This window comes from Streptomyces sp. JLBJ103 (genome assembly GCF_058215575.1).
Genome location: NZ_CM177089.1, coordinates 2542009 through 2554531 on the forward strand (window position 1 = coordinate 2542009; position 12523 = coordinate 2554531).

12 protein-coding genes and 1 riboswitch are annotated in these 12523 nt (G+C 69.9%); of the genes, 5 read left to right on the plus strand and 7 right to left on the minus strand.

The features are described from left to right. Positions 1-275: 275 nt before the first annotated feature. Positions 276-533, plus strand: a complete 258-nt coding sequence (locus tag AC4BEG_RS10945) for a WhiB family transcriptional regulator (RefSeq protein ID WP_003953983.1) — start codon at positions 276-278, stop codon at positions 531-533. A 146-nt stretch (positions 534-679) separates the two neighbouring features. Here the strand turns inward: AC4BEG_RS10945 and AC4BEG_RS10950 are convergent, their stop codons facing one another. From AC4BEG_RS10950 to AC4BEG_RS10975, 6 genes are all read right to left on the minus strand, one after another. Continuing rightward, entirely contained in the window at positions 680-2149 is a 1470-nt protein-coding gene (locus AC4BEG_RS10950) for a sensor histidine kinase (protein ID WP_490705690.1), read from the minus strand. Between the two features lie 339 nt (positions 2150-2488). Continuing rightward, positions 2489-3559, minus strand: a complete 1071-nt coding sequence (locus AC4BEG_RS10955) for an SIS domain-containing protein (RefSeq protein WP_490705691.1) — start codon at positions 3557-3559, stop codon at positions 2489-2491. A 43-nt stretch (positions 3560-3602) separates the two neighbouring features. Further along, positions 3603-5150, minus strand: a complete 1548-nt coding sequence (locus AC4BEG_RS10960; protein ID WP_490705692.1) for a glycoside hydrolase family 3 protein — start codon at positions 5148-5150, stop codon at positions 3603-3605. A gap of 9 nt (positions 5151-5159) precedes the next feature. Next, positions 5160-5990 carry a carbohydrate ABC transporter permease gene (locus AC4BEG_RS10965; RefSeq protein ID WP_490705693.1) on the minus strand — a complete coding sequence of 277 codons (831 nt, stop codon included), beginning with the start codon at positions 5988-5990 and terminating at the stop codon, positions 5160-5162. Further along, a complete protein-coding gene (locus AC4BEG_RS10970; RefSeq protein WP_490705694.1) occupies positions 5987-6988 on the minus strand; it encodes a carbohydrate ABC transporter permease in 1002 nt (333 codons plus the stop codon). Before AC4BEG_RS10970 ends, AC4BEG_RS10965 begins: the two co-directional genes overlap by 4 nt. 4 nt (positions 6989-6992) lie before the next feature. Further along, positions 6993-8261 carry an extracellular solute-binding protein gene (locus AC4BEG_RS10975; protein WP_490705695.1) on the minus strand — a complete coding sequence of 423 codons (1269 nt, stop codon included), beginning with the start codon at positions 8259-8261 and terminating at the stop codon, positions 6993-6995. A 237-nt stretch (positions 8262-8498) separates the two neighbouring features. Here AC4BEG_RS10975 and AC4BEG_RS10980 point away from each other — a divergent pair, with 237 nt between their 5' ends. The 3 genes from AC4BEG_RS10980 to mctP all read left to right on the plus strand — a co-directional run bounded on the left by AC4BEG_RS10980 (position 8499) and on the right by mctP (position 11442). Then, on the plus strand, positions 8499-9287 hold the full coding sequence (locus AC4BEG_RS10980; RefSeq protein WP_490707054.1) for a GntR family transcriptional regulator: 789 nt from the start codon (positions 8499-8501) through the stop codon (positions 9285-9287). A 254-nt stretch (positions 9288-9541) separates the two neighbouring features. Beyond that, positions 9542-9802, plus strand: coding sequence for a DUF3311 domain-containing protein (locus AC4BEG_RS10985; protein ID WP_490705696.1), 261 nt, complete (start codon positions 9542-9544; stop codon positions 9800-9802). Further along, the gene (mctP, locus tag AC4BEG_RS10990) at positions 9799-11442 is read left to right on the plus strand and encodes a monocarboxylate uptake permease MctP (protein ID WP_490705697.1); all 1644 of its coding nucleotides are present in this window, start codon (positions 9799-9801) and stop codon (positions 11440-11442) included. Before AC4BEG_RS10985 ends, mctP begins: the two co-directional genes overlap by 4 nt. A gap of 92 nt (positions 11443-11534) precedes the next feature. Here mctP and AC4BEG_RS10995 read toward each other — a convergent pair whose 3' ends face one another. Beyond that, the gene (locus AC4BEG_RS10995; protein ID WP_490705698.1) at positions 11535-11849 is read right to left on the minus strand and encodes a DMT family transporter; all 315 of its coding nucleotides are present in this window, start codon (positions 11847-11849) and stop codon (positions 11535-11537) included. A gap of 31 nt (positions 11850-11880) precedes the next feature. Then, positions 11881-11945: riboswitch (guanidine-III (ykkC-III) riboswitch) on the minus strand. 56 nt (positions 11946-12001) lie between these two features. Here AC4BEG_RS10995 and AC4BEG_RS11000 point away from each other — a divergent pair. Continuing rightward, complete coding sequence (locus AC4BEG_RS11000) at positions 12002-12502, plus strand: GNAT family N-acetyltransferase (RefSeq protein WP_490705699.1); 501 nt, start codon at positions 12002-12004, stop codon at positions 12500-12502. Positions 12503-12523 lie beyond the last annotated feature (21 nt).

Genomic DNA, 12523 nt, shown 5'->3' on the forward strand with positions numbered 1-12523 from the left:
CTCCACCCAACGGAAGTACGGCTGTGACCTAGTCGACACCAAGGAATCAAAAAAAACTTTCCGGAAGGGGTTGTATCCGCCGCCGAGGTTTGCGAATCTCTTCTTGGCGATCGGGACGGCCAACAAACGGCCCCCTTGAGAGCCCGAACCCCCTCTTCATTCCACGGGACCGCACCAGCCCCAACTGGTTGACGTCCCTACCCTTGTGGGGGGATTCGTGAAAGCGTTCACATTCACAAGCAACGAACCCGCAATCGCGAGGAGATGGAGCAGCCATGGACTGGCGTCATAACGCCGTTTGCCGCGAGGAAGACCCCGAGCTGTTCTTCCCCATCGGCAACACTGGTCCTGCGCTGCTGCAGATCGAGGAAGCCAAGGCCGTCTGCCGCCGCTGCCCCGTCATGGAGCAGTGCCTGCAGTGGGCGCTTGAGTCCGGCCAGGACTCCGGCGTCTGGGGTGGACTCAGCGAGGACGAGCGCCGCGCGATGAAGCGCCGTGCCGCTCGGAACCGGGCGCGCAACGCCAGCGCCTGACCCTGAACGCCCCGTGGCCCCCGAGCCGCAGCGCGCAGTAACCCCGATGCGCACAGCAACGTGAGCTTTGAGCCCCCGGACCATCCGGTCCGGGGGCTCAGTGCTGTCCGGAGGAAAGCTGTCCGGAAGAGAACGGAAGAGCGGGGTCAGCGCTTCTCGGCGGGCACCGGGAAGTCCAGCACCACCCGGGTGCCGCGCTCCGGAGCGGGCAACATGTCGAAGCTGCCGCCGAGCTCCCCCTCCACCAGGGTGCGGACGATCTGGAGCCCGAGGTTTCCGGCGCGCTGCGGATCGAAGCCCTCCGGCAGCCCGCGGCCGTCGTCCTGCACGGTGACCCGCAGCCTGCTGTCCTCGCCGCTGCCACTGCGCACCGCCGCGACCTCGACCGTGCCGTGCTCCCCCGGTCCGAAGCCGTGCTCCAGCGCGTTCTGCAACACCTCGGTGAGGACCATGGACAGCGGGGTGGCGACCTCCGCGTCCAGAATGCCGAAGCGCCCGGCGCGCTGCCCGGTCACCTTGCCCGGTGAGATCTCGGCCACCATGGCCAGCACCCGGTCGGCTATGTCGTCGAACTCGACGCGCTCGTCCAGGTTCTGGGACAGCGTCTCATGGACGATCGCGATCGAACCGACCCTGCGCACCGCCTCGTTCAGCGCCTCCCGGCCCTGCGCCGAGTCCATCCGCCGGGCCTGGAGCCGCAGCAGCGCGGCCACCGTCTGGAGATTGTTCTTCACCCGGTGGTGGATCTCCCGGATGGTGGCGTCCTTGGTGATCAACTCACGTTCGCGCCGCCGCAGTTCCGTGACATCCCGCAGCAGCACCAGCGAACCGATGTGCGCGCCTTTGGGCTTGAGCGGAATGGCCCGGAGCTGGATCACCCCGTCGCCGCCCTCGACTTCGAACTCCCGGGGCGCCCAGCCACTGGCCAGCTTGACCAGCGCCTCGTCCACCGGACCGCGCACCGGCGCGAGTTCGGCGGTGGTCTGGCCCAAGTGGTGGCCGACCAGATCGGCGGCCAGGCCGAGCCGGTGGTAGGCGGAGAGCGCGTTGGGGCTGGCGTACTGGACCACCCCGTCGGCGTCCATCCGGATCAGCCCGTCGCCCGCGCGCGGCGAGGCATCCATGTCGACCTGCTGGCCAGGGAAGGGGAAGGCGCCGTCGGAGATCATCTGGGCGAGGTCGGAGGCGCTCTGGAGGTAGGTGAGCTCCAGCCGGCTGGGGGTCCGCACGGTCAGCAGATTGGTGTTGCGGGCGATGACGCCGAGCACCCGGCCCTCCCGGCAGACCGGGATGGACTCCACCCGGACCGGAACCTCCTCGCGCCACTCGGGGTCGCCCTCGCGGACGATCCGTCCCTCGTCGAGGGCGGCGTCGAGCATGGGGCGGCGGCCGCGGGGTACGAGATGACCGACCATGTCGTCCTGATAGGAGGTGGGGCCGGTGTTGGGCCGCATCTGCGCCACCGAGACATACCGCGTGCCATCGCTGGTCGGCACCCAGAGCACAAGATCCGCGAAGGACAGGTCGGAGAGCAGCTGCCACTCCGATACCAGCAGGTGAAGCCATTCGAGATCGGCATCGCCGAGGGCGGTGTGCTGGTGGACGAGGTCGTTCATGGAGGGCACGGTGTGAGCCTACCCGCCTGGATGGATTAGCCTGTCCGCGCACGAGCATGGACAGACGTTAGTGGTCTAGTCCAGAATAATCGAGCACTGCGATCTTCCGCACTCCCCGCACAGGAGGGCGGATCGGGTACCCGGCGCGCTCTGCCCTGACCGCACCGGGCGCCTCGTGGCCGGCCGCTCGGCCGGCGCAACCCGGGCTGCGGTGCCGGGCGGGTTGAGGGTCCCGCTCTGGCGCCGCGGCCCGCGGGTGGCACACCACGGCTCCCGCGCCTCACCACACGGCGACGGGGGCCTTTTTGTGTGCCGCGGCCGGGTCCGCGCGGCCCCCGCTCAGCGGGTCTCGGTCACCTTCGCCAGCGCCCGGGGGGCGTCCGGGTCCTGGCCCCGGGCGATGGTCACCTCGTACGCCAGCATCTGGAGCGGCAGGATCTCCAGGATCGGCTGGACCTCCTCGGCCACCCCGCCGGTGGGCAGGGCGAATCCGGCGGAGGCGCGGTCCACCTCCGTCTGCGCGCCGATGACCACCAGGTCCGCGCCGCGGCCGCGGAGCCGCTCCAGCACCGGCTGGAGCGCCGCGCCGCCCTTTCCCTCGGTGACGATCGCGATCACCGGAGAGATGTTGTCGACCATGGCCAGCGGGCCGTGCAGCAGATCGGCGCCGGAGTAGGAGAGGGCCGGGATATAGCTGGTCTCCATGAGCTTCAGCGCCGCTTCCTTGGCGGTGGGGTAGCCGTAGCCGCGCGAGGTGAGGACCATGCGCTCGGCGAACCGGTAGCGGGCGGCCAGCTGCTTGATCTCACCCCGCCGGTCCAGGATCTGCTGGGCGAGGTCGGGCAGCACCTTGGCGGCCGAGCCGTCGCCCCCGCGCAGCCCCTGGACGAACAGGTACAGCGCGAGCAGTTCGGCGGTGTAGGTCTTGGTGGCGGGCAGCGCCTTCTCCGGTCCGGCCAGCACATCGATATGGAACTCGGAGACGGCGGCCAGGGCCGAGTCGGCGTTGTTGGTCACCGCCAGGGTGATGGCACCGGCCGCGCGGGCGGCCTCGGTGGAGGCGACCAGGTCCGGGGAGCCGCCCGACTGGCTGACCGTGATCACCAGGACGTCGGTGAGGTCCTGCCGGGCGCCGTACGCGGTGGTGGTGGACATGGAGGTCAGACCGCAGGGCTTCCCCAGCAGCACTTCCAGCAGGTACTTGGCGTACAGCGCGGCGTTGTCGGAGGTGCCCCGCGCGGTCAGGAGCACAAAGCGCGGATTGCGGGCGGCGATCCGCGCGGCGGTCTCCCGGATCCTCGGCGTGCCCTCGTCCAGGATCCGGCGCAGCACCGCGGGCTGCTCGGCCATCTCACCGGACATGATCCGGCCCGGCTGCTCGCCGTGCTCGGCCGTTGTCGTGGCGGACATGCTGGGTGCCTCCAGGTGGCTGGGCCGCTGGTTCTCGCTGATGTCATACCCCGGCCGCGCCGCCGGTGATGACGTCCGCGGCCGCCCGTCCGCAGACCCGGGCGGCGCCATGGGTCGCGATGTGCAGTGCCCCGGCCGGCGGCGCCTGGGGCACCCCCATCTCGACGACGACCGTGTCGGGCCGGGCGGTGAGCAGGGCGTCCAGGGTGTCTGCCATCCAGGGGTGGCGGTGGACATCGCGGACCACTGCGACGATCGTACGGTCCGCCGCCTGGTCGAGCAGGTTCTCGAGCAGGGCGGGGACACCGCCCATCTCGGCGTCCTGGCGTCCGTAGGCGGCGGTGGTGGTACCGGGCAGCAGCCGGGTGAGTTCGGCGGCCACCCCCCAGGGTGTCTCGTCGCCGACGGCGATGTTGGCCATCGGGGTGAGGGCGGCGACATGCGCGGGGCGGGTCAGCGGTGCGTACCCCGCACCGCCGGGGGTGACCCGCAGCGCCCGCCGGGCCGCGGAGAGCCCGACCTCAGGGGCGGGCGCGATCCCCTCCGCCGCGCCCGGCCCGCCGTGCCGCCGGGTCCACTCCCCCAGCGCCCGTACCCGCGTGGCAGCCTCGGCGAGCCGCGCTTCGGGCAGCCGCCCCTCGCGTACCGCGGCCACCAGGGCGTCACGCAGCCGGAGCACGGTGTCCTCGTCGGCGAGGCCGCCGCCCACACAGATGGCGTCGGCGCCCGCGGCGATGGCCAGCACACTGCCGCGCTCGATGCCGTAGGCGGTGGAGATGGCCCGCATCTCCATACCGTCGGTGACGATCAGGCCGTCGAAGCCGAGGCCGCCGTCGGCGACGGGGCCGCGCAGCAGTCCGTGGAGCGCGGCGGGGCTGAGGGTGGCGGGGTGCTCCGCGTCGAGCGCGGGCAACAGGATGTGGGCGCTCATCACGGCCTTGGTCCCGGCGGCCACGGCGGCGCGGAAGGGCACCAGTTCGCGCCTCGCCAGGGTGTCGAGTCCGGCGTCGATCCGCGGCAGCGCGTGGTGGGAGTCGACGGCGGTGTCGCCGTGGCCGGGGAAGTGCTTGGTGCAGGCGGCGACACCGGCGCTCTGGAGGCCCTCGATCCAGGCGGTGGTGTGGCGGGCGACGAGCCGGGGGTCGGCGCCGAAGGAGCGGACGCCGATGACCGGGTTGTCCGGGTTGGAGTTGACGTCGGCGGAGGGTGCCCAGTTGAGGGTGACTCCGCAGGCGGCGAGCCGACGGCCCAGCTCCCGGGCGACCGCGCGGGTCAGTCCCGGGTCATCGACGGCGCCGAGGGCCAGATTGCCGGGGAAGGAGGAGCCGCCGCGCACCTCCAGCCGGGTGACGTCGCCGCCCTCCTCGTCGATCGCCACCAGCACATCGTCCCGTTCGGCGCGGAGTTGGGCGGTGAGGGCGGCGAGCTGTTCGGGCGAGGTGATGTTCCGGCCGAACAGCCCGACGGAGGCCAGCCCCTCGCCGAGTCTGCGCAGCAGCCAGTCGGGGGCGGTGGTGCCGGTGAAGCCGGGCTGGAGGACGGTCAGGGCGTCACGGGTGAGGGTGGCCGGGGTGTGCGCGAGGGTGGTCATGGCCGGGAATCATCCCTTCACAGCGCCGGAAGTGAGCCCACCGACCGCCTTGCGTTGCAGGAACAGGAAGAGCAGCAGAATCGGAACGGCGAACAGCGAGGCGGCCGCCATGGTGGCGCCCCAGTCGTCGCCGAACTGGGTCTGGAAGCTGGACAGCCACAGCGGCAGCGTCTGGGCCTCGGCGTCCTTGTTGAGGATGAGCACCAGCGGGAATTCGTTCCAGGCGGTGATGAAGCCGAAGAGCGAGGTGGCCATCAGGCCGGGCGCCAGCAGCGGGAAGATCACCTTGCGGAACGCCTGGAGCCGGGTGCAGCCGTCGACCATCGCCGACTCCTCCAGCTCCCTGGGCACGGCGGCGATGTAGGAGCGGAGCGTGAGCACCGTGAACGGCAGCACCATCACCATGTAGAACAGGGTGAGGGGAAGCAGGCTGTTCAGCATGTCGCCGTCGCGGACGAGCATATAGATGGCGATCACCAGGACTTCCCAGGGCGCCATCTGCGCGATCATGAACGTCACCAGGAAGCCGCGCCGCCCCCGGAACCGCAGCCGGGCCAGCGCGAAGGACGCCAGCAGCGCGATCACCAGGGAGAGCGCGACCGCCGATACGGTGACGGTGAGGGAGTTCCCCACCAGCGTCCAGAAGTGCTCGGCGCCGAGGGCCGTGCGGACGTGCTCGAGGGTGGCGGAGGCCGGGACCCACACCGGGTCCTCGGAGACGATGTCCGATGTCGGCTTGAGGGCCGTGCAGAACATCCAGTAGACGGGGAACGCGAAGCCGGCGAAGAGCACGACGGCGGCCGCGTTCGGCCACAGCCGGGCCAGCGGCGAGCGCTTCACAGCTCGTCCTCCTCCTTCCTGAGGGCGATACGGAGGTAGGAGGAGGTCAGGACCAGCAGGATCAGGATGGTGAGCAGCGAGATCGCGGCGCCCATCCCGTAGTGCTGATTGCCGACGCCCTCGACGAAGGCGTATACGGGAAGGGTTTCGGTGAGCCGGTCGGGACCGCCCTCGTTGATGGCGAACACCTGCGGGAACGCCTTGAAGACCCAGATGACTTCGAGGAAGACCGTGGCGAGCAGGAAAGGCTTGAGGAAGGGCAGGGTCACCGAGGTGAAGCCGCGCCAGGCGCCCGCGCCGTCGAGCGCCGCCGCCTCGTAGAGCTCCCTGGGGATCGTGGTGGTGGCCGCGTAGAGGTTGAGCGCCACGAACGGGATCGACTGCCAGACGATCAGCACGGTGATGACGAAGAAGGTGGAGAACTGGCCGTCGGTCCAGTTGTAGTCGGCCATGGAGTGCCAACCGAGCCGGTCCAGCACCCAGTTGACCACTCCGAAGCGGGCCGCGAAGAGCCACTGGAAGACGGTGGTGGCGGCGATGGGCGGCGTCGCCCAGGCGAGCACCAGACCGACCGAGAGCAGCAGCCGCATCCGGGTGCCGAGCCGGGCGAGCAGCAGCCCGATGAGGGTGCCCAGCACCATGATCAGTACGACGTTGACGCCGGTGAAGGCCACCGACCGCCCGGTGACCCGCCAGAAGTCCTCGCTGCCCAGCGCCTCGCGGTAGTTGTCGACGCCGTTCCACTCGGTGAGGTGCTGGATCAGCTGCCGCATGTTCAGGTTCTGGAACGACAGCATGCCGTTCTTCACCAGCGGCCAGCCCAGCAGCGCCGCGGTGGCGGCCAGCGCGGGCAGGAGCAGCAGATAGGGCGCGACGGCGGTGAGCCGCCCGCGTCCGGACCGCCCCGCCGGAGGGGTGGTCCGGAACGGCGGTGCCGCTCCCCGGGGGACCCCGGCCGCGGCCGGTCCGGGGCCCTTGTGATCGGTCGCGACGGCCATAGGCTCAGCTCTCCTGGCCGAGGCGCTTGTTCATCTCGTCCTGGACCGACGCGGCGGCCTCCGCGGGCGCCTTCCCCTTGAGGACGGCGGTCATATAGGACTTGACCGGGTTGGGGGCGTTCTCCACCGCGGCCCATTCGGGGATCAGCGGGGTGGTGCCGCCGGTCGCGACGGCGGGGGCGGCGGCCTGGGCGGCGGCGTTGCCCTTCAGCCGGTCCTGGAGGGACTCCTTGTTGGGGATCACCCCGCCCTCCTTGGCGAGCTGTCCCTCGAAGGTGTCGTTCAGCGCGATCTTCAGGAATTCCCTGGCGAGTTCCTGCTTCTCACTGCCCGCGGCGACGGCCAGGTTGGAGCCGCCGAGGAAGACACCTTCCGGCTTGTCCGCGGTCTCACCGGGGATGGTGAAGTAGCCGATGTCCTTCTCGATCTTCGGGTTGGCCTTGACGGCGATGGCCGCCTCCCAGCCCATCCCGATGAAGGCGCCGGTCCTGCCCTTGGCGAACACCTCGCCCTGCTGCGGGGTGGCCTCGTCCTTGTTCTTGGGCGCCTTGCTGAAGGACTGGTACTGCTTGTAGATGTCCATGGCCTTGGCGACCTTGGCGTCGGCGAGGTTGGAGACCCAGCGGCCGCCTTCCTTCTTCACCAGGTCGGCGCCGGTGCCGATGGTCAGTCCGTCGAAGAAGTACCAGTTCTGGCCGGGGAGATAGAGCGGTTCGGCATCGGTCTTCCGGCGGATGGTGTCCAGGTCCCGGAAGAATTCGGCGCGGGTCTTCGGGGTGCCCTTGAGCCCCGCCCGCGCCCAGATCTTCTTGTTGTAGAGGACGACGCGGTTGGCCGCGTACCAGGGGGCGGCGTACTGCTTGCCGTCGTACACCGCGGACTTGTTGAGCGACGGGGACCAGTCGGCGCCGATCGACTTCTTGAGGTCGTCCAGTTCGGCGAGGCCCCCGGTGCGGGCGTAGGAGGGGGTCTGGGTATTGCCGATCTCCAGCACGTCCGGCGGGTCGGACTCGGACAGCGCGGTGGTCACCTTCTGCTGGATGCCGTTCCACTGCTGGATCTCCAGCTTCAGCGTGGCGCCGGTCTTCTTCTCGAAAGCGGCCTTGACGTCCTTCGTCCAGCCGTCCGGGGTGGATCCGTCCATCGCCCAGACGGTCAGCGTCTCGCCCTTGAAACCGTCCGCTCCGGCCTTGTCGTCGTCGCCGGACCCACAGGCCGCGACGCTCATCAGCATTGCCGCGACGCCCGTCGCCGCTATGAGCCCACGCTTCACAGCACTCTCCTCAAAGGACCGGATGAGAGGTTTAATGGTTTAGACCAGCGCCCGCAGCTTGGCCTAGACCTTTGGGGGTGTCAAGGGTGGATAAGGTCGCCAACGGCTCCGTTACCGGACCGACATCTGTCGGCATCCGGACCGAGCCGCCGCCCGCGTGCGGGCGTGCCACGATGTGAGCCGCTGAATTCGGAGGAGCCGGTGACGGCAGCAGACCAGGAGTCGGAAGGGCGCGCCATGGAGACCGAGGGAGTTACGGCCACGGCCACCACACCCGCGGCCGAGAGCGGCAACAACTCCGCGGGGACCCGCACCGCGCGGGTCCCGAAGTACTACCGGCTCAAGCGGCATCTCCTGGAGATGACCGAGACCCTGCCACCGGGCACCCCGGTCCCCCCGGAACGGACCCTGGCCGCCGAGTTCGACACCTCCCGCACCACCGTGCGCCAGGCGCTCCAGGAACTGGTGGTCGAAGGGCGGCTGGAGCGAATCCAGGGCAAGGGCACCTTCGTGGCCAAGCCCAAGGTCTCCCAGGCCCTGCAACTGACCTCCTACACCGAGGACATGAAGGCCCAGGGCCTCGAACCCACCTCCCAGCTGCTGGACATCGGCTATGTCACCGCCGACGACCGGCTCGCCGGGCTGCTGGACATCGCCACCGGCGGCCGGGTGCTGCGCATCGAGCGGCTGCGGCTGGCCAGCGGTGAGCCGATGGCGATCGAGACCACCCATCTGTCGGCCAAGCGCTTCCCGGCGCTGCGCCGCAGCCTGGTGAAGTACACCTCGCTGTACACGGCCCTGGCCGAGGTCTACGACGTCCACCTGGCGGAGGCCGAGGAGACCATCGAGACCTCGCTCGCCACCCCGCGGGAGGCCGGGCTGCTGGGCACCGATGTCGGACTGCCGATGCTGATGCTCTCGCGGCACTCCCTGGACGCCTCCGGCGAACCGGTGGAGTGGGTGCGGTCGGTTTACCGCGGGGACCGCTACAAGTTCGTGGCCCGGCTCCAGCGCCCGCACGGCTGAGCCGTCCCGCGTCCCCGGCACGTCCGGGGGCGGCCTCCGGGCGCCGTACGGGGCGGCCCCGGACGCCACGGCGGGCGGGCCGGTCGACGGACGAATCCGACGGACGAATCCACTAAGTTTCCATACCGATATACGGCCGGGTAGTGACTGCCGCGGGGCCGCCGGCTTACATTTCCGATCATCACGTACAAGATCAGCTGTTAGCGATCCGTCGTGGACGCAGGTGATGAGCCGAGGGGACGGAGCCTTCCACCATGTCCGACACGTCCGCTTCACCCGCCAGGAGACCGGTGGTCACGCCGACCCGCGTGGTGGTCGCCGTCTGCCTGATCGTGCCCTTTGTGGCCCTGCTCTGGGTCGATTCGTACGCCAAGGTCGATCCCAAGGTCATGGGCATCCCGTTCTTCTACTGGTACCAGATGCTCTGGGTGCCGGTCTCGACCGCGCTGACGGCGGTGGCCTATGTGCTCGTGCGGCGTGAGCAGCGGGCGCGCAAGGAAGGCGGATCGGCATGAAAGACGGTGTGAACGGCGTCGCCCTCGCCGTCTTCCTCTTCTTCTTCGTGGCCGTCACGGTCATGGGGTTCCTGGCCGCGCGCTGGCGGGCCGCGGAGAACGCGGACAACCTTGACGAATGGGGCCTCGGCGGCCGCAGCTTCGGCACCTGGATCACCTGGTTCCTGCTCGGCGGCGACCTCTACACCGCGTACACCTTCGTGGCCGTCCCGGCGGCGATCTACGCGGCTGGCGCCTCCGGGTTCTTCGCGGTGCCGTACACCATCCTCGTCTACCCGCTGATCTTCACCTTCCTGCCCCGGCTGTGGTCGGTGTCGCACAAGCACGGGTACGTCACCACCTCGGACTTCGTCCGTGGCCGGTTCGGCTCCAAGGGGCTGTCGCTGGCCGTCGCGGTCACCGGCATCCTCGCCACCATGCCGTACATCGCCCTTCAACTCGTCGGCATCCAGGCGGTGCTGGACGTGATGGGCATCGGCGGCGGCGAGAACACCAACTGGTTCATCAAGGACCTGCCGCTGCTGATCGCCTTCGGTGTGCTCGCGGCGTACACCTACTCCTCCGGACTGCGCGCCCCCGCGCTGATCGCCTTCGTCAAGGACGCCCTGATCTACCTCGTCATCGCGGTGGCGATCATCTACATCCCGATCAAACTGGGCGGTTTCGACGACATCTTCGCGAAGGCGGGCGACGCTCTCTCGCAGAAGAGCCCGACCACCGGACAGCCACGCGGCGCGCTGGCCAGCGGTGAGAAACAGCAATGGGCGTACGCCACACTGGCGCTGGGCTCGGCCCTCGCGCTGTTCATGTATCCGCACTCGATCACCGCGACGCTCTCCAGCCGCAGCCGTGAGGTGATCCGCCGCAACACCACCATCCTGCCGCTGTATTCGCTGATGCTCGGCCTGCTGGCACTGCTGGGCTTCATGGCCATCGCGGCCGGGGTGAAGGTGGACAACGGCCAGCTGGCCATTCCGCAGCTGTTCGAGGACATGTTCCCCGACTGGTTCACGGGTGTGGCCTTCGCCGCCATCGGCATCGGCGCGCTGGTCCCGGCGGCCATCATGTCGATCGCCGCGGCGAACCTGTTCACCCGCAACATCTACAAGGACTTCCTCAAGCCGGACGCCACCCCCGCGCAGGAGACCAAGGTCTCCAAGCTGGTCTCGCTGCTGGTGAAGGTCGGTGCGCTGATCTTCGTCCTGGCGATGGACAAGACGGTCGCGATCAACTTCCAGCTGCTGGGCGGCATCTGGATCCTCCAGACCTTCCCGGCCCTGGTGGGCGGTCTGTTCACCCGCTGGTTCCACCGCTGGGCGCTGCTGGCGGGCTGGGCGGTCGGCATGATCTACGGCACGGCCGTGGCGTACGGCGTGCCCAGCCCCACCAACCCGAGCCAGAAGCACTTCGGCGGCAGCTCGGACGAGATCCCGGGCATCGGCGAGATCGGCTACATCGGTCTCACCGCGTTCGCCCTCAACGTGGTGGTCACCGTGGCCCTGACGCTGATCCTGCGGGCGGTGAAGGCGCCGGACGGCGTGGACGAGACCTCCCCGTCCGACTACACCGCGGACTCGGACGACCCGGGCGTGCGGGCCGATCTGCCCCCGGCGACGGCGGGCGCCCCCGGCGGACACTGACCCTCGCCCCCGTCCCCACGGGCCGCCGCCTCCTCTTCGCGGGAGGCGGCGGTCCCTTTCGCGGGAGGCAGCGGTCCTTTCGCGGGTACGGGTCAGTGGAGCAGCTTCAGACCCACCACACCGGCGACGATCAGCAACAGACAGACGATACGAGCCGCGCTCACCGGGTCGCCCAGCGCGGCCATGCCGTAACCGGCCGTCCCCACCGCCCCGATCGCGACCCACACCGCATAGCCGGTGCCGAGGGGCACCGAGCGCATCGCGTACGCCAGACCGGCCATGCTCAGCACGGCGGCGACCGCGAACAGCGCACTGGGGCGGGCACGGCTGAATCCGTGCGACGCGGCGAGCGCCGCCGCCCAGACGGTCTCCAGAAGACCGGACAGCACCAGAACGACCCATGCCATGACAGACCTCACGCAGTAGCAGACTTCGCTGACTGCGCCGTCTTGTCCTCACCGGGTACGACGCGCTCGTCCGGGGCGCCCGCAAGGGCCGCCGCCTTCCATTGAACACGACAGGGGCGCCGAGCGGCGGTGAGGTCGGGCACACTGCGGACATGGACATCACGGTGCGGCGGGCCCAGGACGAAGAGCTGGACGAGGTCGGGGAGATGACCGCGGCGGTGTACCTCGGCGACGACCTGCTCGACTTCGGGGCCGAGGACCCCTATCTGAACGCTCTGCGGGACGCCCGGGGGCGGGCGGAGGAGTCCGAGGTGCTGGTCGCCACGGACTCCCGCGGCGGCAAGGTGCTGGGGACGCTGGCCTTCGCCGCGTACGGCGCTCCGTACGCCCAGCGGGCCCGGCCCGGTGAGGGCGAGTTCCGGATGCTCGCGGTGCGGCACGAGGCCCGGCGGCGCGGAGTGGCGGAGGCGCTGGTGCGGGCCTGTATGGACAAGGCGCGGGAGCTGGGTCTCCAGGGGATCGTGATATCCAGCCATCCGAAGATGACCACCGCCCACCGGCTCTACGGACGGCTGGGCTTCGTCCGCGCCCCGGAGCGGGACTGGGAGCCGGTGCCGGGGATGGCGATCTGGGCGTTCACGGTGGCCCTGTAGGCCCGTGTGGCGCTGTAGGCC